The sequence below is a fragment of the Streptomyces populi genome (assembly GCF_002911015.1).
GTDB classification, from domain to species: domain Bacteria; phylum Actinomycetota; class Actinomycetes; order Streptomycetales; family Streptomycetaceae; genus Streptomyces; species Streptomyces populi.
Window position 1 is genome coordinate 1 of the sequence record NZ_KZ626848.1, and the last position, 20,171, is coordinate 20,171.

17 protein-coding genes, 5 tRNA genes and 1 pseudogene are annotated in these 20,171 nt (G+C 70.0%); 13 read left to right on the forward strand and 10 right to left on the reverse strand.

Annotated features, from left to right (window positions below; translation table 11 throughout):
* The 7 genes and pseudogenes from CW362_RS44345 to CW362_RS07200 all read right to left on the reverse strand — a co-directional run.
* Positions 1–97 (reverse strand): annotated as a pseudogene (locus CW362_RS44345) (DUF742 domain-containing protein); the annotation flags it as partial.
* 94 nt (positions 98–191) lie between these two features.
* On the reverse strand, positions 192–605 hold the full coding sequence (locus CW362_RS07175) for a roadblock/LC7 domain-containing protein (RefSeq protein WP_037625176.1): 414 nt from the start codon (positions 603–605) through the stop codon (positions 192–194).
* Between the two features lie 11 nt (positions 606–616).
* On the reverse strand, positions 617–3,829 hold the full coding sequence (locus CW362_RS07180; protein WP_162683990.1) for a sensor histidine kinase: 3,213 nt from the start codon (positions 3,827–3,829) through the stop codon (positions 617–619).
* Positions 3,830–4,180: 351 nt separating this feature from the next.
* A complete protein-coding gene (locus tag CW362_RS07185; RefSeq protein ID WP_103548532.1) occupies positions 4,181–4,756 on the reverse strand; it encodes a GTP-binding protein in 576 nt (191 codons plus the stop codon).
* Positions 4,737–5,135, reverse strand: a complete 399-nt coding sequence (locus CW362_RS07190) for a DUF742 domain-containing protein (protein ID WP_103548533.1) — start codon at positions 5,133–5,135, stop codon at positions 4,737–4,739. The genes CW362_RS07185 and CW362_RS07190 overlap by 20 nt, the downstream gene beginning before the upstream one ends.
* Before the next feature lie 111 nt (positions 5,136–5,246).
* A complete protein-coding gene (locus tag CW362_RS07195) occupies positions 5,247–5,660 on the reverse strand; it encodes a roadblock/LC7 domain-containing protein (protein ID WP_037624995.1) in 414 nt (137 codons plus the stop codon).
* 9 nt (positions 5,661–5,669) lie between these two features.
* A complete protein-coding gene (locus tag CW362_RS07200) occupies positions 5,670–9,443 on the reverse strand; it encodes a sensor histidine kinase (protein ID WP_103548534.1) in 3,774 nt (1,257 codons plus the stop codon).
* 599 nt (positions 9,444–10,042) lie between these two features.
* Here CW362_RS07200 and CW362_RS07205 point away from each other — a divergent pair.
* From CW362_RS07205 to CW362_RS07245, 9 genes are all read left to right on the forward strand, one after another.
* Positions 10,043–10,231 carry a hypothetical protein gene (locus tag CW362_RS07205; protein ID WP_162683991.1) on the forward strand — a complete coding sequence of 63 codons (189 nt, stop codon included), beginning with the start codon at positions 10,043–10,045 and terminating at the stop codon, positions 10,229–10,231.
* A gap of 230 nt (positions 10,232–10,461) precedes the next feature.
* Positions 10,462–11,238, forward strand: coding sequence for a fumarylacetoacetate hydrolase family protein (locus tag CW362_RS07210; protein ID WP_103548535.1), 777 nt, complete (start codon positions 10,462–10,464; stop codon positions 11,236–11,238).
* The gene (gene gltX, locus CW362_RS07215; protein ID WP_103548536.1) at positions 11,231–12,700 is read left to right on the forward strand and encodes a glutamate--tRNA ligase; all 1,470 of its coding nucleotides are present in this window, start codon (positions 11,231–11,233) and stop codon (positions 12,698–12,700) included. The genes CW362_RS07210 and gltX overlap by 8 nt, the downstream gene beginning before the upstream one ends.
* 398 nt (positions 12,701–13,098) lie before the next feature.
* Positions 13,099–13,851, forward strand: a complete 753-nt coding sequence (locus CW362_RS07220) for an HAD family hydrolase (protein WP_103548537.1) — start codon at positions 13,099–13,101, stop codon at positions 13,849–13,851.
* Positions 13,852–13,941: 90 nt separating this feature from the next.
* A tRNA-Gln gene (locus CW362_RS07225) sits at positions 13,942–14,013 on the forward strand.
* 42 nt (positions 14,014–14,055) lie between these two features.
* Positions 14,056–14,128, forward strand: a tRNA-Glu gene (locus CW362_RS07230).
* A 62-nt stretch (positions 14,129–14,190) separates the two neighbouring features.
* Positions 14,191–14,263, forward strand: a tRNA-Glu gene (locus tag CW362_RS07235).
* A 16-nt stretch (positions 14,264–14,279) separates the two neighbouring features.
* A tRNA-Gln gene (locus tag CW362_RS07240) sits at positions 14,280–14,351 on the forward strand.
* A 29-nt stretch (positions 14,352–14,380) separates the two neighbouring features.
* A tRNA-Glu gene (locus CW362_RS07245) sits at positions 14,381–14,453 on the forward strand.
* A 286-nt stretch (positions 14,454–14,739) separates the two neighbouring features.
* Here CW362_RS07245 and ndgR read toward each other — a convergent pair.
* Positions 14,740–15,456, reverse strand: a complete 717-nt coding sequence (ndgR, locus tag CW362_RS07250) for an IclR family transcriptional regulator NdgR (protein WP_028806673.1) — start codon at positions 15,454–15,456, stop codon at positions 14,740–14,742.
* Positions 15,457–15,647: 191 nt separating this feature from the next.
* On the opposite strand from ndgR, the gene leuC reads away from it, so the two are divergent.
* The 4 genes from leuC to CW362_RS07270 all read left to right on the forward strand — a co-directional run bounded on the left by leuC (position 15,648) and on the right by CW362_RS07270 (position 18,957).
* The gene (leuC, locus tag CW362_RS07255; RefSeq protein ID WP_103548538.1) at positions 15,648–17,072 is read left to right on the forward strand and encodes a 3-isopropylmalate dehydratase large subunit; all 1,425 of its coding nucleotides are present in this window, start codon (positions 15,648–15,650) and stop codon (positions 17,070–17,072) included.
* 5 nt (positions 17,073–17,077) lie between these two features.
* The gene (gene leuD, locus CW362_RS07260) at positions 17,078–17,671 is read left to right on the forward strand and encodes a 3-isopropylmalate dehydratase small subunit (RefSeq protein ID WP_103548539.1); all 594 of its coding nucleotides are present in this window, start codon (positions 17,078–17,080) and stop codon (positions 17,669–17,671) included.
* A 275-nt stretch (positions 17,672–17,946) separates the two neighbouring features.
* Entirely contained in the window at positions 17,947–18,177 is a 231-nt protein-coding gene (locus CW362_RS07265; protein WP_103548540.1) for an SCO5555 family protein, read from the forward strand.
* Positions 18,178–18,315: 138 nt separating this feature from the next.
* Complete coding sequence (locus CW362_RS07270; RefSeq protein WP_103548541.1) at positions 18,316–18,957, forward strand: HU family DNA-binding protein; 642 nt, start codon at positions 18,316–18,318, stop codon at positions 18,955–18,957.
* Between the two features lie 81 nt (positions 18,958–19,038).
* On the opposite strand, the gene CW362_RS07275 is transcribed toward CW362_RS07270, so the two are convergent.
* Both CW362_RS07275 and cofC read right to left on the reverse strand, forming a co-directional pair.
* Entirely contained in the window at positions 19,039–19,242 is a 204-nt protein-coding gene (locus CW362_RS07275; protein WP_103548542.1) for a hypothetical protein, read from the reverse strand.
* 229 nt (positions 19,243–19,471) lie between these two features.
* The gene (gene cofC / locus CW362_RS07280) at positions 19,472–20,110 is read right to left on the reverse strand and encodes a 2-phospho-L-lactate guanylyltransferase (RefSeq protein WP_103548543.1); all 639 of its coding nucleotides are present in this window, start codon (positions 20,108–20,110) and stop codon (positions 19,472–19,474) included.
* Positions 20,111–20,171 lie beyond the last annotated feature (61 nt).

The window sequence follows — 20,171 nt, forward strand, 5'->3', positions numbered from 1 at the left end:
AGTTGTACCGGTTCGGGTCGCCTGAACCGTCGCCCTGCCCCTGGCCGGGGCCGTACGACCAATTGCCCGAAGACGAACCGCCTGGGGGTGTTACCACTCTCTCTCCTCCTCCGACTGTGCCGGGCACCCAACGCTGGGACCGCGTCCCGAAACCTTACGGCCCCGGGACGACAATTCGCACCGTCTGTCTATTAGTTGAGAAGGCTGCCCTGGAGCTCCGCACGAAGATCCGGAGTGAGGACCGTGCCCGCACGGTCCACCAGAAGCGCCATCTCGTACCCAATGAGACCGATGTCCGCCTCAGGGTGTGCGAGTACTGCGAGTGAAGAACCGTCCGAGATGGACATGAGGAAGAGGAATCCCCGCTCCATCTCCACAACGGTCTGGTTCACATGGCCGCCCTCGAAGATACGGGACGCGCCCGCGGTCAAAGAGGTCAGACCGGACGCGACGGCCGCCAACTGGTCGGCGCGGTCACGGGGAAAGCCTTCGGACATAGCCAGAAGGAGTCCGTCGGCGGAGACCACCACCGTGTGCGACACCCCGGGGGTGTTGTCCACGAAATTGGTGATCAACCAGTTCAGGTTCTGTGCCGCCTGGCTCATCGGGCTCACAACTAACGCTCCTGGTTGTAGGTGCTGTCAGGACCGAGGCCCTGGCCGTTCGTCTCACTACCTGCACTGCGTCCCCGCTCCACGCCGCGACGCAGGTTGCTCAGCCTGCCCCGGACGTCCTCAGGAGCGCGGGAGACCTGGGGGCCTCCCTGGGGGGTCGATTCCGCGGTTCCCTCGACCAGGTTGGCCTTGGGCACCCGCCGCGGCAGACCGGACGAGGTGACCCCGCCCGCCTTGGGCTTCTTCAGCTGCTCGGCGCGCTGCCACCGATCGTCGTTGGACGACCGCCATTCGCCGCCCGCGTTCCCGGAGGACATGGGCGCCGCCTGTTCCCTCGGCGGTTCCGCGGGGCGCCGGGCGTTGCCGGCCGGAGCGGGTCCGCGACGGGGGAGTCCCGCGTCGGTCATCGTGCGGGGGGCCGAAGTGGCCGGTCCCGGACGATTAAAGCCTACGCTGTCCCGCTCGCCCGCGTCAGCGACCTGCGGAGATTCCGCTTGCGGAGCGTAGTCGGGCTGGTACCCGCCCTGGTACGCGTCCTGCTGCGGCCAGTCGTCCTGGTAGGACGGCTCACCGAAGCCGGACATCGCGTCCTGGGCGGAGCCGCCCATTCCGACGTGCTCCTGCTGGACCGGCTCCGTGTAGGAGGGTTCAGGGTAGCCGCCGTTGGACGGGAAGTACGCCTCGTCGTACGCAGCCTGCTGCTGCTCCTCGTACGACGTCTGCTGGTCGTACGTGGTCTGCTGCTCCTCGTGCACGCCCTGGGCGCCGTCGTACGCCGGGGCGCCGTCGAAGGCGGCCTGCCCGTTGTCGTACGCGGGGGCGGGCTGGTCGAAGCCGTCGGCGTAGTCCTGGGGGGCCTCGATGGCCTCCGGACCCTGCGCCTGGGCTCCCAGGGCCGCACGACGCTCCTCGCGCATCAGGGAGCGGCCCACGGGGTCCAGGTCGCGGGCGTCGTCCGGGACCTCGTAGCGGCTGTCGTCGAAACCGAGGTCCGCGGCGGTCAGCACGGGCTGCTGCTGGCCGAAGCTCTCACCGGGGAACGACTGCTGCTGCTCGGGAATGATCTGGGACACGGTGAACTCGTCGCGCATCGGCTGCTGTTCGCCACCGCCACCGTGGGTGATGGCGTCGGGGAGCATGACCAGCGAGGTGGTGCCGGCCTGCTCGCCCGAGGGACGCAGCTGGACGCGGATGCCGTGGCGGTCGGACAGCCGGCCGACCACGAAGAGGCCCATGCGCTGCGAGATCGCGGCGTCCACGGTCGGCGGGTTGGCCAGCTTGTGGTTGATGTCCGCGAAGTCCTCGGCGGTGAGGCCGATGCCCTTGTCGTGGATCTCGACCATGACGCGGCCGTCGGGGAGACGGGTCGCGGTGACGCGGACCTTGGTCTGCGGGGAGGAGAACGTGGTCGCGTTCTCCAGCAGCTCGGCGAGCAGGTGCACGAGGTCGGTCACGGCGCGGCCGTGGATCTCGGCCTCCGGGACGCCGGAGAGCTCGATGCGCTCGTACTGCTCCACCTCGGAGGAGGCGGCGCGCAGGACGTCGACCAGCGGGACCGGCTGGTCCCAGCGGCGGCCGGGCTCCTCGCCGGCGAGGACGAGGAGGTTCTCGCCGTTGCGGCGCATACGGGTCGCGAGGTGGTCCAGGCGGAAGAGGTTCTCCAGCTGGTCCGGGTCGGCCTCGTTGTTCTCCAGGTCGGTGATCAGGGTCAGCTGGCCCTCGATCAGCGACTGGTTGCGGCGCGAGAGGTTCGTGAAGATCGCGTTGATGTTGCCTCGCAGGAGGGCCTGCTCGGCGGCCAGTCGCACGGCCTCGCGGTGGACCTGGTCGAAGGCGCGGGCGACTTCGCCGATCTCGTCCGTGCTGGTGATCGGGATCGGCTGCACGCGGGTGTCGACCCGGCCGGGGTCGGTGCGCGAGAGCTGGTCGACCAGCATCGGCAGGCGCTGCTCGGCGACGTTGAAGGCCGCGCTGCGCAGCTGGCGCATCGAGCGGCTCATCTGGCGGGCCACCATGCCGGCCAGGATGAACGCGGCGAGCAGGGCGACGACGACGGCGGCGCCGGTGATGAAGGCGTCGGTCTTGGCCGTGTCGGAGATGTCCGCGGCCTCGGCCACGGCCTTGTCGGCGAGCTCCGACTCGATCTTGCGGTACGCGTTGTACTTGGCGGTGTTGACCGCCATCCAGTTCTGCGCGGTGATGCCGTTGGTGGCGAGCGCGGCCCGGTCGCTCTCCAGCGTGGACTGCAGCTTCGCGAGCCCCGTGACCATCTCGGTCGGGTTCGTCGGCGGCGGCACGTAGTTCGGGTTGTCGGCCGCGGCGTCCTCCGCGGCCTTCGTCAGCTCGGACTTGATGTTCGCCGTCGCCGCGGTGAGCTTGTCCGCGTCCTCCTCGGTACCACCACCGATGTACTCCTCGATCGCGATGCCTTCGAGGTAGGCGTACGAGGAGAGGGCGACGCGCTGGCTGCTGAGGCTGCTGTTGCCGGGGCCCGGCTTGATCAGCATGTGCATGCCGATGGACCGCTCCAGCGACAGCGCGGCCTTGGACAGCGAGATCGCGTAGACCGTACGGCCGTAGCTGGTGATGTTTCCGGTGCCCAGACCGAGCTCGTTGGCGAACTCCATCAGCGGGTGCTGGATCTGGAGGTAGCCCTCTTCGGTCGTCACACCGGGACGCTTGGTGGTGTACGCCTCTTCACGCAGCTTCTGGAGACCGGGCTCCACGTTGCGGAAGACCGACAGGCGGCGCTCCAGGCCCTCGGTCTTGGGCATGTCCTGGGCGGCCTTGTCGAAGGCGTCGGCGGCCAGGTCGGTGTCCCGGCGGACCTTGACGACCGTGGGGTCCTTGTCGCCCTTGTTGCCGGCCAGTAGCGGGGCGGCGCTGAGGTCGCGCTCGACGAACAGCTTGTCGCCGTACGTCAGTGCCGCCTGCACCAGGCGCGCCGTCTTCTCGGCGTCCTCGGCCTGCTGCCAGGTGTCGATCGAGCTCTTCACCTGGAAGCCGCCCATGACGAGGCCGACCACCACGGGTATGAGCAGGATCGCGTTCAGCCTGGTCGGCACCCGCCAGTTGCGCGGGGAGAAACGGCCCCCGCTCGGCGCGGGCGCCGGCGTGGGCTCCGGGCCGGGCACTTGTGCGGGCGCCGCTCCGCGCGCCGGCGGGGTGAAGTTGCCCCGTGCCGACGGCTCGGGGCCGTTCATGCTTCGCCTCACTCGACCAACAACCTCTCGGCGTCGGCACCTACTGTGTGCCGCCGTATCTACCAGCGCCCTTGACTACTGGGCAGTTCAGCGCATTCCAGCACGCCAAGCAGCGCCATTCCAAACACTCGGAACGGATGATTCCGAGTGGCGCTGACCACGAATAAAACGGTCATAAAGAGCGAGCCCCGCCAAAAGGCGGGGCTTTCATGAACGCAGCGGCACCGGGCGACCGCTATGCGTGTCAGGGCCAGCGAAATTCTCTGTCGAAACGTTATGAACACCGAGGCCGGCCGTGTCAAATGACACAGCCGGCTCCCATGTGACTACGACAACTTCCATACAGGACCGTCTACTTGATCATCAACGCAGTCGGGCCATGAGGGCGTGCTCGACCAGCGTGATCAGAGCGCTCTTCGCATCCGCACGGTGGCGGGCGTCCGTCGTGATGATCGGGGCGTCCGGTCCGATCTGGAGGGCCTCGCGGACCTCCTCCGGGTTGTACGGCTGGTGACCGTCGAAGCCGTTGAGGGCGATGACGAACGGCAGGCCGCTGTTCTCGAAGTAGTCGACCGCGGGGAAGCAGTCGGCGAGACGCCGGGTGTCCACCAGGACCACGGCGCCGATGGCGCCGCGGACCAGGTCGTCCCACATGAACCAGAAGCGGTCCTGGCCCGGCGTACCGAAGAGGTACAGGATCAGGTCCTGGTCGAGGGTGATACGGCCGAAGTCCATGGCCACCGTGGTGGTGGTCTTGCCTCCGGTGTGCGTGAGGTCGTCGATGCCCGCCGAAGCGGACGTCATGACGGCCTCGGTGCGCAGCGGGTTGATCTCGGAGACGGCTCCCACGAACGTGGTCTTGCCGACACCGAAGCCACCCGCTACGACGATCTTCGCGGAGGTGGTCGCCCGGCCTCCGTCAGAGCTTGCGAAGTCCACTGAGCACCCTTTCGAGCAGTGTCACGTCCGGCGCGCCGCCGTTGTTCTCATCGCCGCCAGGCTGGTGAATGGCGACAAGTCCGGCCTCGGCGAGGTCCGCGACAAGGATCCTGGCCACGCCGAGCGGCATGCCCAGGAGGGCCGACACCTCGGCCACCGACTTCACTTCCCGGCACAGATGGCAGATGCGCTGGTGTTCGGGGAGCAGTCCCATCAGCTGGGCCGGATCGGCCGTGGTGCTGATCAGAGCCTCTATGGCCAGTTGGTACCGCGGCCGTGTCCGGCCGCCGGTCATCGCATAGGGGCGTACCAGCGGCTGGTCGCCCTCGTCCCCGTACGACTCGGCGTACGGATCATGAGAGGCGGGGGGCGGGGTCATGAATCCTCCGGGCGGGACAGCAAGTCGGTCAGTCGTGCCGTCTGTTGGGGCCGGTGGGGGGATTGTGGCGGCCGGACGGTGATTTCGTGCGGTGTCTGGATCCGGCGGCGGTCAGTGAAGCAGACTGCCTTGAAGCTCGGCACGCAGGTCCGGCGTGAGGACGGCGCCCGCACGGTCGACGAGCAGCGCCATCTCGTAGCCGACGAGGCCGATGTCGCACTCCGGGTGGGAGAGGACCGCGAGGGACGATCCGTCCGAAACCGACATCAGGAAGAGGAAACCGCGTTCCATCTCCACGACCGTCTGGGCCACCGAGCCGCCTTCGAAGATCCGGGAAGCTCCGGCGGTCAGCGAAGTGAGTCCGGAGGCGACGGCCGCCAGTTGGTCGGCGCGGTCACGGGGAAAGCCTTCGGACATCGCCAGAAGGAGTCCGTCGGCGGACACGACGACGGTGTGGGACACCCCGGGGGTGTTGTCCACGAAGTTGGTGATCAACCAGTTGAGGTTCTGTGCCGCCTGGCTCATCGGGCTCAACTAACGCTCCTGCTGGTGAGTGGGGCTGGGGAAGCTGCCGGTCTGGCCGTTGCCGGCCTGTCGACCCTGCTGGATGCCCCGACGGAGATTGGTCAGCCGGCCGCGTACGTCATCAGGCGCACGCGAGACCTGCGGACCGCTTTGGTGCTGTTGCTGCTGTGCCGTGCCCGCGACGAGGTTGGCTCGCGGGACGCGACGCGGCAGACCCGAGGTGGTGACCCCGCCTGCCGACGGCTTGCGGGAGCGCTCTGCCTGCTTGACGAGGTCGTCGTTCGGAGAGCTGCGCCACGTGGTGGTGGCGGGTGCGGCCGGTGCGGCGGCCGGCCGCTGCGGAGCCGGGGGAGTCTGCGGCTGCTGGGGGGCGGCCTGTGCGTATCCCTGGGAACCGTTCTGCTGGGCGGTGCCGTTGGCGGGCGTGCCGTTCGCGGGCGCGCCGTCCGATCCGTTCGCCTGACCGTGGAACCAGTTGGTCTCCAGCGTGTCGTACAGCGGGGTACGGCCGTCACCGGGGTTCGGGGCCGGGGGAAGCGCCTCGGGGGTCTGCGGACGGGCGGGCGGCTGTGGGGAGGCCGGCCGCTCGTACTGCCCGGTGGACGACGAGCCCTGCCCGTTGCCGTATCCGGGGGCCGCGAACTGACCCGTGGACGCGGGGTCCTGGGCAGGCGCGTAGCCCGGCTGGGCGAACTGGCCGGTGGACGACGGAGCCTGGCCGGCACCGTAACCCTGGGTGGCGAACTGTCCCGTGGCGGCCGGGTTGTGGCCGTTGGAGGGCTGGTTGCCGGAGGCGTAGCCGTACTGGCCGTTGCCGTTGTTCTGACCGTTGTTCCGGCCGTTGTTCTGCGGCGCGCTCGCGCCGGGGCGCGGGGCGTCGAAGTCGGGGCGGGCGAACTCCGCGGTGGAGGCGGGGTTCTGCCGGTCGTCGATCCGCGGCATGCGGGACGTGGCGTCGTGGTCCTCGTGGCCGCGCGGGGTGTCGGCGGACGTGCGCGGAACCGGCGGCTGCGCGTTGCTGTCGCTCCAGCTCGGCGTGCGGGAGTCGGCGTTGCCACCGGGCAGCTCGGCGCGTGCGCCACCGCGTCCCGGGAGCTGCGGCCGGCGACGGCCGCTCTTGCCCTTGGCGGGGGCCTGCGCGGGCGCGGCGGGAGCCGCGTTGCCGTCGCCGAAGGCGTTCTGGCCCGCGCCGTTGCCGTTGCCGTTGCCGAACGAGTTCTTGCGGCCGCCGGAGGTGTCGCCGAAGGCGTTCTGGGAACCCTGCCCGTCACCGAAGCCCTGCTGCGAGCCGTTCTGCTGGGCGGGGAAGCCCTGCTGCGGGCTCTGCCCGAAGGCGTTCGCACCGGCGGGAGCCTGCCTGCCCTGCTGACCGCCGCCCTGGCCCTGCGGACCACGCGCACCGCCGGGGGCACCCGGGCGACCGCCCTGGTTGCTGCCGGGCAGCGCGGCACGGGCACCCTGGCCCGCGCCGACCTGGCCGCGCTGCGGCGGGGCCCCGAGGGGACCGCCGGGGGCGGAGGGGGATCCGGCGCCGAGCGAGGGACCGCCCGAGCGACGGGCCGCGGCGACACCGGCAGAGGCCTGCGCGGCGGCGGGGCCGCCGCCGGGGGCACCCTGGCCCGGCTTGTTCGGCATGGGCTTCTTGCCGCCCTGGGCGACGTCCACGGGGAGCATGACCAGCGCGGTCGTACCGCCGGAGTCGGACGGACGCAGCTGGATGCGGATGCCGTGACGCTGTGACAGACGACCGACCACGAACAGACCCATGCGTCGGGAGACGGAGACGTCCACCGTGGGCGGAGCGGCGAGCCGCTCGTTGATCGCGGCCAGGTCCTCGGGGGACAGACCGATACCGGTGTCGTGGATCTCGATCAGCACCCGGCCGTCGGGCAGGGCGTGACCGGTGACCTTGACCTTGGTCTGCGGGGAGGAGAACGAGGTGGCGTTCTCCAGCAGCTCTGCGAGCAGGTGGACGAGGTCGTTGACGACCCGGCCGGCGACCTCGGTGCCCGGCACCGAGGCGAGTTCGATGCGCTCGTACTGCTCCACCTCGGAGGCGGCGGCGCGGAGCACGTCGACCAGCGGGACCGGACGGGTCCAGCGGCGGCCGGGCTCTTCACCGGCGAGGACGAGGAGGTTCTCACCGTTACGGCGCATGCGGGTCGCGAGGTGGTCGAGCTTGAACAGCGAGGAGAGCTGGTCGGGGTCGGCCTCGCGGGACTCCAGCTCGGAGATGAGCGAGAGCTGGCGCTGGATAAGACCCTGCGAACGGCGCGAGAGGTTGGTGAACATCGCGTTGACGTTGCCTCGCAGAAGGGCCTGCTCGGCGGCGAGGCGGACGGCCTCGCGGTGCACGTCGTCGAAGGCCGCGGCCACCTGGCCGATCTCGTCCCGGGAGTGCACACCGACCGACTCCACGGAGGTGTCGACGTCCTGCGGGTCCGACTCCGAGAGCTGCTTGACCAGCTCGGGCAGGCGGTCCTGGGCGACCCTGGTCGCGGTGTCCTGGAGGCGGCGCAGCGAGCGGATCATGGACCGGGCCACGACGAAGGCGCCGACGAGCGAGACACCGAGGACGAGCAGGATCAGGATACCGGAGATGATCGCTTCGGTCTGCGCCTCGTTGCGCAGCTCACGAGCCTTCTGCTCCATCTCGCCGAGCAGCGTGGTCTCGATCTTCTTCATCTGGTCGATCTTGGCGGAGTCCGCGTCGACCCAGTCCTTGTACGACCGCTTGTCCTGCGTCTTCAGACCGTCCTGGGTGCCCAGCACGCGCTGGGCGAACTTGTCGGCGGACTTGATCGTCGGGTTGTCGCCCTCGATCGCCTGAAGCAGGTCGGTGCTGCCGGAGCCGTAGATGTTCTTGAACGCCTGGTTCTCGGACTCCTGGCTCTGCTGTGCCGAGAGTGCGTACTGCTGGTCGTTCTTGGAGAGCGTTCCGAAGGTCTTCGGCTGCGTGGGGAGCGCGGCGGCGATGACGGCGCGCTGGACGGAGGCGTACTCCTTGGCGGAGGAGAAGGCCGCCAGCGCACGGGTGCGCTGGATCATCTCCGGGTTGCTGGTCGCCTCGGCCATGTCCTGCGAGAGCGCGAGGAGCTCGGTGATCAGGCGGTGGTAGGCGTCCACCGTCGTGGTCGAGTTCTGCGGGTCGGTGTAGGCGTCGCCGCGGATCTTGTTGAGCTTGTACAGCTCGGCCACGACACCGACGAGGCTGTCGTGCACGCCGGACAGCTGGCCCTTGGAGGTCGCGTCGTCGACCTGCTGCGTGCCCTCGAGGAAGTTCTTCCTGGCCACGTCCGTGTCGTCGCGCACCGACTTGACCTGGTAGTCGCTGGCCAGCACACCGTGGGCCAGCGGACCGGCCGACTGGTCGCGCTCCTGCTGGAGCGCGGCGGCGAGCTCGGTGGCCTGCTTGGTCATCTCGGTCAGCAGGCGCATGTTGTCGAGCTGCTGGATGTTGTCCAGCGACTCGTTGATGCGCAGCGCACCCAGCGAGGTCGCCGCGACCACGGGGAGTGCGAGCAGCGAGACCAGTCGCGTCGAGATGCGCCAGTTCCGCAGCGCTACGCGCGAGCCGTAGCTCGGCTCGCTCGTCGGCGTGGCGTCCGGCGTGGGGGTGGGAGCCTTGGGCTTCGTGCCGGCGCGAGCGGAGTGTTCACCGCTGGCGCCGCCCTCTGCCGGTCCCGGGTTCTGGGCGTGCTGGGGCGACGAACCGCGGTCGGTCCCGCCGCGCGGCTCCGGCTCCGCCGAAGCGCTGCCATCCCTCTTGAAACGTCCCTGCACTAGCGTCGCAACCTCTGGACCAGGCGCCCCTCCGCTGGAACGGCGGGACGGTGTCGGCGTTTTACACAGACGCAGATGCGTCGTGTGTATGTGGTCTGAGTGACCGGCGCAGGTTCCCCCTTCCCGCCGCCACTCGGCGCTGAGTAGCGCCCCTGCGCGCCGGATCGTGAATCCGCGGCGGTCCGAGGAATTCCAGCACAGTGCCGGATCTCCAACAAGGCCCGTGTACCAGGCTGTGACCTCCGTGACAGCATGTGAGGGAGAGGTCACGAGGCGTGTAGGGATGCTCGTACATACCGGGCATAGGCCTACGAGCCGTTGGCGTACCCGCCCTGTCCCAGTCGCGATGATCAGGAGCGGAATGACTGGTTCAGTGGAGTAATGTCCGTTTGATCCCCCTGTTTTGGGGGCCACGATTGACCGGTTTGCCCCTTGGTGAGTGAGCAAACTCACACGGCGATCATGGCCTCTTCACGACATCGCCAGGCAATTGAATGTTTAGCCTGACGCTTTATAGGGATGGCGAATCCGACAACCCGCGCCCATGTGGGGCTCTTTGGCCCCGACCGGCGCCCAGGACGACAAGGTCGAGCAAAACGGTGAAGACGACGATGATGTTCCGCAACATTGCCAACCCGCGGCGCACGACGCTGGCGCACCTCCAGGACGCCGACGCCCTGCGGACGCCGGAGCTGCCGGAGCACTCGGTCGACCTCCCCCTCCAGACGGCCAACCCCCGCCGCACCGTCCTGATGGACACCCCGGTCACGGTCGCCGTCGCGGAGTGAACGCGGTGACCGGTGGAGGGCGCGCCCGGCGCGCGGCCCCGCCGGTCACGGACGCCCCTCCGGGAGGAAGGCGTCCCCCACCGCCCCGCACGAGGACACGGTCGCCCGCCGCCCGTGCGGGTGCCCCGCCGCTCACCACCCCGGCGGATATAACGCGAAGCCCGCAGCCCTTGCCGCGTTAGCCTGGAGCGTCAGACTCCAGCCAGCTCAGTGAGGGGCGCAAGGATCCCGTGCGCATCGCCAGATTCTCCATCGACGGCAACGTCGCTTTCGGCGCGGTCGAGGGCGACAGGCCGGACGAGCTCGTCCTCGACATCATCAAGGGCATCCCGTTCGCGGACTTCGAGCTCTCCGGCACGAAGGTCCCGCTGAACAAGGTCCGGCTGCTGCCGCCGGTGCTCCCGAACAAGGTCGTGGCCTTCGGCCGCAACTACGCGGAGCACGCCAAGGAGCTCGGCAACGAGGTGCCCGAGGCCCCGTTCGCCTTCTTCAAGCCGTCGACCTCGGTGACCGGTCCCGGCGACCCGATCCAGTACCCCTCCTTCTCCAGCGAGCTCCACCACGAGGCCGAGCTCGCGGTCGTCATCGGCCGCATGTGCCGCGAGGTCCCGCGCGAGCGCGTCAAGGACGTCATCCTCGGCTACACCTGCGCCAACGACGTCACCGCCCGCGACGTGCAGCGGCGCGAGAAGCAGTGGGCCCGCGCCAAGGGCTTCGACAGCTCCTGCCCGCTCGGCCCCTGGGTGGAGACGGACCTCGACCCCGCCGACCTGACCATCCAGTGCACGGTCAACGGGCAGCAGCGGCAGCTCGGCCGCACCAGCGAGATGATCCACTCCGTCGAGGACCTGATCGTCAACATCACCGAGGCCATGACGCTGCTCCCCGGCGACGTGATCCTCACCGGCACCCCGGCTGGGGTCGGCCCCCTGAACGTCGGCGACGAGGTCGCCGTCACCATCGAAGGCATCGGCACTCTCACCAACAAGGTGATCAAGCGTGGCTAACGTCCGTGTACGTTTCTGTCCCTCCCCGACCGGCAACCCCCACGTCGGGCTGGTCCGCACCGCCCTGTTCAACTGGGCGTTCGCCCGGCACAACGAGGGCACCCTGGTCTTCCGCATCGAGGACACCGACGCGGCGCGCGACTCCGAGGAGTCGTACGAGCAGCTGCTCGACTCGATGCGCTGGCTGGGCTTCGACTGGGACGAGGGCCCCGAGATCGGCGGCCCGCACGCGCCGTACCGCCAGTCGCAGCGCATGGACATCTACGCGGACGTCGCCGCCAAGCTGCTGGACGCGGGCCGCGCGTACCACTGCTACTGCTCGACCGAGGAGCTGGACACCCGCCGTGACGCGGCCCGCGCCGCCGGCAAGCCCTCCGGCTACGACGGCCACTGCCGCGACCTGACCGACGGGCAGAAGGCCGCCTACGAGGCCGAGGGCCGCGAGCCCATCGTCCGCTTCCGGATGCCCGACGAGGCGATCACCTTCGAGGACCTGGTCCGCGGCGAGATCACGTACCTCCCGGAGAACGTCCCGGACTACGGCATCGTCCGTGCGAACGGCGCGCCGCTGTACACGCTCGTCAACCCCGTCGACGACGCCCTGATGGAGATCACCCACGTCCTGCGCGGCGAGGACCTGCTCTCCTCCACCCCCCGGCAGATCGCCCTCTACAAGGCGCTGACCGAGCTGGGCATCGCCAAGGAGACCCCGGCCTTCGGTCACCTCCCGTACGTGATGGGCGAGGGCAACAAGAAGCTCTCCAAGCGCGACCCGGAGTCGTCGCTCAACCTCTACCGCGAGCGCGGCTTCCTGCCCGAGGGACTGCTGAACTACCTCTCCCTGCTCGGCTGGTCGCTCGCCGCCGACCGCGACATCTTCTCGATCGACGAGATGGTCGCCGCGTTCGACGTCACGGACGTCAACCCGAACCCGGCCCGCTTCGACCTGAAGAAGTGCGAGGCGATCAACGCCGACCACATCCGCATGCTCGACGTGAAGGACTTCACCGAGCGCTGCGCTCCCTGGCTGCGCGCCCCCTTCGCGCCCTGGGCGCCGGAGGACTTCGACGAGGCGAAGTGGCAGGCGATCGCCCCGCACGCCCAGTCGCGGATGAAGGTCCTCTCCGAGATCACGGACAACGTCGACTTCCTGTTCCTGCCGGAGCCGGCCGTCGACGAGGCGTCCTGGGCGAAGGCCATGAAGGAGGGCAGCGACGCCCTGCTCCGCACGGCCCGCGAGAAGCTGGAGGCGGCCGACTGGTCCTCCGCGGAGTCCCTCAAGGAGGCCGTCCTGGCCGCCGGTGAGGAGCACGGCCTCAAGCTCGGCAAGGCGCAGGCCCCGGTCCGCGTCGCCGTCACCGGCCGCACGGTCGGCCTGCCGCTCTTCGAGTCCCTGGAGATCCTGGGCAAGGAGACGACGCTGGCGCGCGTCGACGCCGCGCTGGAGCGGCTCGCCGCGTAGCCCTGGTCGGCAGACGTGGATGAGGGGCGGTGTCCGGACCGGACACCGCCCCTCACGCGTGCGCGGACCGGCCACGTCACGCATCTCACGTACCGGCCACCGGGCGGCGACGGCCACGTGGACCGGCATCGGGGTGTGGTCGTCAGGCCGGACCGCGCCGGGTGGCGACGGCCACGTGGACCGGCGCCGGGTGACGACCGTCACGCGGACCGGCGTCGGGTGGCGACCGTCACGCGAATTCGTGTCTGGTGTCGGACATCACGCGGACCGGCGGGTGCGACGGCCGCGCGGGCCGGTGCCGAGTGGCGGGCGTCACGGCGGGCGTTCCCTCCTCCCCGCCCGCGGGTGACGTCGCCGCACCGGGGACAACCGCCCGCGCCCGGGGATACCGTCGGCGCATGAGCATCGACGCCGTGGTCTGGGACATCGACGACACGCTCTTCGACTACACGGCCGCGGACCGGGCGGGCATGAGGGAGCATCTCGCGGCCGAGGGCCTGCTCGACGGCGGTACGACCGTCGAGCAGGCCCTCGCGCGCTGGCGGGAGATCACCGACGCCCAGTGGGCGAGGTACGCGGCCGGCGAGACCGACTGGCAGGGCCAGCGCCGGGACCGCGTCCGGGTGTTCCTGGGCCGGTCGCTGAGCGACACCGAGGCCGACGCGTGGTTCGACCGGTACGTCGCGCACTACGAGGGCGCCTGGGCGCTCTTCCCGGACGTCCTGCCCGTCCTGGACGCGCTCGTCGCCAGCCACCGGCACGCGGTGCTGTCCAACTCCAGCCTCCTCGTGCAGGACCGCAAGCTGCGCGTCCTCGGTGTGCACGACCGCTTCGAGGTGATCCTGTGCGCCGCCGAGCTCGGCGTCTCCAAACCCGCCGCGGCGGCCTTCCACGCGGCCTGCGAGGCCCTGGGACTGCCGCCGCACCGGGTCGCCTACGTCGGGGACCATCCGGAGATCGACGGACGGGGCGCCGCCGACGCCGGTCTGCTGTCGGTCTGGATCGACCGTGCGGGCGCCCCGGCCACCGCCGTGGCCCCGGCCGTCGGCGCCGTCGGGCGGACGGGTCCGCACCGCATCGGATCGCTCGCCGAGTTGCCCGTGATCCTCGGCGCGGATACCCGTTTTGGAGCGCCGTCCACCTTCGGGTAATGTTCTTTCTGCGCCGCCGGGAGCGGGCCGAAAGGCCGGAGCTCGGAGGCGCTAGCTAAAACAAAACCTCCTCGCGGGGTTGAGTTTCAGTGGCCTATGGTGTAATTGGCAGCACGACGGTTTCTGGTTCCGTTAGTCTTGGTTCGAGTCCAGGTAGGCCAGCTCGCAGAGCTCATCTGCACCGCGGAGATCCAGATCCGCAAAGCCCCCGTTGTGTAGCGGCCTAGCACGCTGCCCTCTCACGGCAGTAGCGCCGGTTCGAATCCGGTCGGGGGTACAGATCCTTCCCAGGGAGGCAGTCCGGGTCGCACCCGCTGCCCCTCATGCAGGATCGCTAGGGCCCCCGTTGTGTAGCGGCCTAGCACGCCGCCCTCTCAAGGCGGTAGCGCCGGTTCGAATCCGGTCGGGGGTACTGGTCTAAACCACCATGGGCTATGGTGTAATTGGCAACACTACGGTTTCTGGTACCGTCATTCTAGGTTCGAGTCCTGGTAGCCCAGCCCCGGATCTGCGGAAACGCAAGATTCAGGCCCCCGTTGTGTAGCGGCCTAGCACGCCGCCCTCTCAAGGCGGTAGCGCCGGTTCGAATCCGGTCGGGGGTACACGGTCCGAAAGGGTCTCCACTGAGGTGGGGGCCCTTTCGGCGTTCCCGGCCCTTCCCTGTGCGGCTCTTCCTCGCGAGGACCTTCCTCACGGACTCGCGGCTTCCTCACGGAACCGCCGAGTGCCGGACCGGCTCGTCGCGCGCGGCCGTGGGTCGGGTCACGCCGGAAACGGGGCGCGGGGCGCACCGGGGCCGGTGCGCCCCGCGTGCGGGACGGTGTGCTTCGGGAGGGCCTGCCGCGGCGTTGGGGCCGGACCTCCCGTCACGGGGGAGCGGAGCGGAGGTCAGCCCGTACGGCGCAGGGCCTCGGAGAGGCGGCCGGCGGCGTCGATGACCGCCTGGGCGTGCATGCGGCCCGGGTGACGGGTCAGGCGCTCGATCGGCCCGGAGACCGAGACGGCGGCCACGACGCGGTTCGAGGGGCCGCGGACCGGCGCGGAGACGGACGCCACGCCCGGCTCGCGCTCGCCGATCGACTGGGCCCAGCCCCGGCGCCGTACCCCCGACAGCGCGGTGGCGGTGAAGCGGGCGCCCTGGAGACCCCGGTGCAGCCGCTCCGGCTCTTCCCAGGCCATCAGGATCTGGGCCGAGGAGCCGGCCTTCATGGTGAGGGTGGAGCCCACCGGGACCGTGTCCCGCAGACCGGACAGCCGCTCGGCCGCGGCGACGCAGATGCGCATGTCGCCCTGGCGGCGGTAGAGCTGCGCGCTCTCGCCCGTGATGTCCCGCAGGTGCGTCAGCACCGGACCCGCCGTCGCGAGGAGGCGGTCCTCGCCGGCGGCCGCGGCCAGTTCGGCGAGCCGGGGGCCGAGGATGAAACGGCCCTGCATGTCGCGCGCCACCATGCGGTGGTGTTCAAGTGCCACGGCGAGGCGATGTGCCGTGGGTCGTGCCAGTCCGGTGGCCGCGACCAAGCCTGCGAGGGTGGCCGGACCGGACTCCAGGGCGCTCAGGACAAGGGCTGCCTTGTCCAGAACGCCGACGCCGCTACTGTTGTCCATGAAACGATACTCGCGTCTCACTCTGTGAAACGCAAGTTCAATTTCCGGTGAAACGCGCCACCCTGGTAGGCACAGCGGCCCGCGGACCAACGGGCCCGGCGGACGACGTCCGGCACGAGGGGTGCGGACGTCCACCGCCCCGGAAATCTCTAGTTGGGCCGGCGCCACACGAGCCGGTCGGAGGGAAAGCGATGGGTAGGACACTCGCGGAGAAGGTCTGGGACGACCACGTCGTCCGGCGCGCCGAGGGCGAGCCCGACCTCCTCTTCATCGATCTGCACCTGCTGCACGAGGTGACCAGCCCGCAGGCCTTCGACGGCCTGCGCCAGGCGGGCCGCAAGGTGCGGCGCCTCGACCTCACCATCGCTACCGAGGATCACAACACCCCGACCCTCGACATCGACAAGCCCATCGCCGACCCGGTCTCCCGGGTCCAGCTGGAGACGCTGCGCAAGAACGCCGCCGAGTTCGGCGTCCGGCTGCACTCGCTGGGCGACGTCGAGCAGGGCGTGGTGCACGTCGTCGGCCCGCAGCTGGGTCTGACCCAGCCGGGCACCACGGTGGTCTGCGGCGACTCGCACACCTCCACGCACGGTGCCTTCGGCGCCCTGGCGTTCGGCATCGGCACCTCCCAGGTGGAGCACGTGCTGGCCACCCAGACGCTGCCGCTGGCCCGCCCCAAGACCATGGCCATCACCGTCGAGGGAGAGCTGCCCGCCGGCGTCACCGCCAAGGACCTGATCCTGGCGATCATCGCCAAGATCGGTACGGGCGGCGGCCAGGGCTACATCCTGGAATACCGCGGTTCCGCCATCGAGAAGCTCTCGATGGAGGCCCGGATGACCATCTGCAACATGTCGATCGAGGCCGGCGCCCGCGCGGGCATGATCGCCCCCGACGAGACCACCTTCGAATACCTCAAGGGCCGCGCGCACGCCCCCGAGGGCGAGGACTGGGACGCCGCCGTCGCGTACTGGAAGACGCTGAAGTCCGACGACGACGCCGAATTCGACACGGAGGTCGTCATCGACGCCACCTCCCTGTCGCCCTTCGTCACCTGGGGCACCAACCCCGGCCAGGGAGCGCCGCTTTCGGCGAACGTCCCCGACCCGGCTTCGTACGAAGACGCTTCGGAGCGCCTGGCCGCCGAAAAGGCCCTGGAGTACATGGGGTTGACCGCCGGACAGCCGCTGCGCGACATCAAGGTCGACACCGTCTTCGTAGGTTCGTGCACCAACGGCCGCATCGAGGACCTGCGCGCGGCCGCCGCGGTCGTCGGGGGCCGCAAAGTCGCCGACGGCGTACGGATGCTGGTCGTCCCCGGCTCCGCGCGGGTCGGACTCCAGGCCGTCTCCGAGGGTCTGGACGTGGTCTTCAAGGAGGCCGGCGCCGAATGGCGGCACGCGGGCTGCTCGATGTGTCTGGGCATGAACCCCGACCAGCTGGCCCCCGGTGAGCGCTCCGCGTCCACCTCCAACCGCAACTTCGAGGGCAGGCAGGGCAAGGGCGGCCGTACGCACCTGGTCTCGCCGCAGGTCGCCGCCGCCTCGGCGGTCCTCGGCCACCTGGCCTCCCCGGCCGACCTGTCCGACGCCCCCGCGCCCGCTGGAGTCTGAGAGTCATGGAAGCATTCACCACGCACACCGGCCGGGCCGTCCCGCTGCGCCGCAGCAACGTCGACACCGACCAGATCATCCCCGCCCACTGGCTCAAGAAGGTGACCAGGGACGGCTTCGAGGACGGTCTCTTCGAGGCCTGGCGCAAGGACCCGTCCTTCGTCCTCAACCAGCCCGAGCGCGAGGGCGCCACGGTTCTGGTCGCGGGCCCCGACTTCGGTACGGGCTCCTCCCGCGAGCACGCCGTCTGGGCGCTGCAGAACTACGGCTTCAAGGCCGTGATCTCGTCCCGGTTCGCCGACATCTTCCGCGGCAACTCGCTCAAGAACGGCCTGCTCACGGTGGTTCTGGACCAGAAGATCGTGGACGCGCTCCAGGAGCTGTCGGAGAAGGACCCGCAGGCGGAGATCACGGTCGACCTCCAGGCCCGCGAGGTGCGCGCCGAGGGCGTCACCGCCGCCTTCGAGCTCGACGAGAACGCCCGCTGGCGGCTGCTGAACGGGCTGGACGACATCTCCATCACCCTGCAGAACGAGGGTGACATCGCGGCCTACGAGGCCGGGCGCCCCTCGCACAAGCCGAGGACGCTCCAGGTCTGACGCCGGCCGGACCGCGGCCGGGCGAGACTGGTTTCAGCCACCGCAACACCCCTCTGTACCCCCAATCGTGGACGGTTGGGGGTACAGCTGTATCTGCCCCCGGAGGGCTTCCGGGAGCTCTCGCATGCTCAGCCAACTCCCTTAGTTACAAAGGAGGTTGCCTGGGTACGCGCCTCCATGGGCGACTTCCGGCCAGGGGGGGTAAGGAGGCTTCCGGGGCACGGCAGTTGCCCCCTGCGCAGGCGACAACTCGCCCCAGATGGCACAATCTGTGCATGGAACGTGACAGCCAACTCGAGCTCTACGCGGCGGTCGCGGCCCAACTCAAGGAAGCGCACACAACAGTGCGCGCACTGCAAGTCCCGGAGGGCGTACGGATGGCGCTGACCCGGAAGCTGCTGGTCATTACGGCCGCGGCCAAGCACGATCTCGCCGACGCGGCAAGGCGGCTGGAGCGGTTCACCGACGACCTCGACGAGGGCCGATTCCTCGAAGGGGATCGCTGACGAACTCCGCTACGACCCGAGTTCGTTGCGGCACAAGGGTGATTAGCCCGTTTCGTGTTTGATTTGCGGTATATATCTGCCTAACGTGCGAAAAAGCTTGAACGCATTCGTTCGGGCAATGTCTCCGAAGGGGAAGACGTGAACAAGGCGCAGCTCGTAGAAGCGATTGCCGACAAGGTCGGCGGGCGTCAGCAGGCCGCCGACGCGGTCGACGCGGTACTGGACGCCATCGTCCGTGCGGTCGTCGGCGGAGACCGGGTCTCGGTCACCGGCTTCGGTTCCTTCGAGAAGGTCGACCGTCCCGCCCGTTACGCCCGCAACCCGCAGACAGGTGAGCGTGTTCGGGTCAAGAAGACCTCCGTGCCGCGCTTCCGCGCCGGTCAGGGCTTCAAGGACCTGGTGAGCGGCTCGAAGAAGCTCCCGAAGAACGACGTCGCGGTCAAGAAGGCCCCGAAGGGCAGCCTCACCGGCGGAGCTTCCGCGACGGTGAAGAAGGCCGCGGCCAAGAAGGCCACCACCGCCAAGAAGGCGGCGGTCAAGAAGACCACGGCCGCGGCGAAGAAGACCGCGGCGAAGAAGACCACGGCCGCCGCGAAGAAGACCACGGCGAAGAAGACGACGGCGAAGACGGCCGCCGCCAAGAAGACGACGGCGAAGACCACCGCGGCGAAGACGACCGCCGCCAAGAAGGCTCCGGCGAAGAAGGCCACGGCCAAGAAGGCCCCCGCCAAGAAGTCGACGGCCCGCAAGACCACCGCCAAGAAGGCCACCGCCCGCTAGAGGCCGGGCGCAGGGGCACCTCACGCGCCGGGCCGGGCTCCCACCGGGAGCCCGGCCCGCGGCACGTTCAGAATGTCTGCGTCAGAACGTCTGCAGGGTGATCAGGGTGATCCGGCGGTCCGCCCCCTCGCCCTCGGTCTCGATCCGCACGCGCTGGCCCGGCCGCAGCAGCCGCAGACCGCCGGCGTCGAACGCCGGACCGTCGAAGGGCACCGGAGTGCCGTCGTCGAGCAGCACCTGTCCGCTGCGGGTCTCGGGGTCGTACGTGTACGAGGTCGCCTGCATGAGGGCAGCCTACTGATCCCGCCGCGCGCGGGACGCGGGGATCTCCCGGCCCCGCGGACCCCGGCCCCGGCTCCCGCCGTTCCCGGCCCGTCCCGCGCGGGCCCGCACGGTCTGTCCGGCCCCCGCCGGACCCGTACGGAATCCCGTCGGCTGGAATCCCGCCGACGGGGAAGCGGCCACCGGTGAATCGGCGGGAAAACCGCCCGCCGAGAGTGAACGGGCCCGCCGCCTACTGTCCGGGAATCAGCAGCCGCGCCGCCGCGGCGGCCGTGCGCGGCCCCACGCCGAGCGCCAGCGCCGCCCGCAGATCCTCCCGGGTGTCCACGTCCCGGCGTACGGAATCCACCGCGTCGAGACGGAGTTCCGCGGCCCCCGAGGCGCGATGGCGGGCCCGGGAATCACCGCCGAAAGCGGGGAGCAATTCCCGACCGGGGGAAGCGGCCAGGAGAGTGGTGCCGATTGCGGCGGCATCGGCCAGAAAAGCGCGGGGGAATTCGCCGGCGGCGGCCAGTACCCGGGCCAATTCCGAAGGCCGCAGAGCGGGCAGGTCGGCGTTCAGGGCCGCGACGGCGCCATCGGGATCCCGGGCCCGTACGGCCTCCGCTCCGTGTGCCAGTGCCGCGTTGAGGCCCCCCGCCGGCTCGTCCGCGACGATGCGCGCGCCCAGCGCGGCCAGCTCCCTCCCGGCCAGGGCGTCGCCCGTGACGACCGCCACACCCCGGACGGCGGCGCAGGCCAGCGCCGCCGCCACGGTGTCCTGCGCGAACGCGAGGGCGAGGCCGGGGCGCAGCGCGTCGGAAGCGGTGTCCGCCAGCCTGCTCTTGGCCCGCGTCAGGGGTTTGAGGGGTATGACCAAGGTCCACCGCACGAACGCTCCGCCCTCTCCAGTCACGCCTTATTGTGACCTGGCCACCCTGGCGCCCAGGGTG

Coding starts and splice junctions, on each gene's coding strand:
- CW362_RS07175 (WP_037625176.1), bottom strand. CDS start 605: ATGAGCCAGGCGGCACAGAACCTGAACTGGTTGATCACCAATTTCGTG.
- CW362_RS07190 (WP_103548533.1), bottom strand. CDS start 5,135: ATGACCCCGCCCCCCGCCTCTCATGATCCGTACGCCGAGTCGTACGGG.
- CW362_RS07195 (WP_037624995.1), bottom strand. CDS start 5,660: ATGAGCCAGGCGGCACAGAACCTCAACTGGTTGATCACCAACTTCGTG.
- CW362_RS07220 (WP_103548537.1), top strand. CDS start 13,099: ATGAGCATCGACGCCGTGGTCTGGGACATCGACGACACGCTCTTCGAC.
- ndgR (WP_028806673.1), bottom strand. CDS start 15,456: ATGGACAACAGTAGCGGCGTCGGCGTTCTGGACAAGGCAGCCCTTGTC.
- leuC (WP_103548538.1), top strand. CDS start 15,648: ATGGGTAGGACACTCGCGGAGAAGGTCTGGGACGACCACGTCGTCCGG.
- leuD (WP_103548539.1), top strand. CDS start 17,078: ATGGAAGCATTCACCACGCACACCGGCCGGGCCGTCCCGCTGCGCCGC.
- CW362_RS07265 (WP_103548540.1), top strand. CDS start 17,947: ATGGAACGTGACAGCCAACTCGAGCTCTACGCGGCGGTCGCGGCCCAA.
- CW362_RS07275 (WP_103548542.1), bottom strand. CDS start 19,242: ATGCAGGCGACCTCGTACACGTACGACCCCGAGACCCGCAGCGGACAG.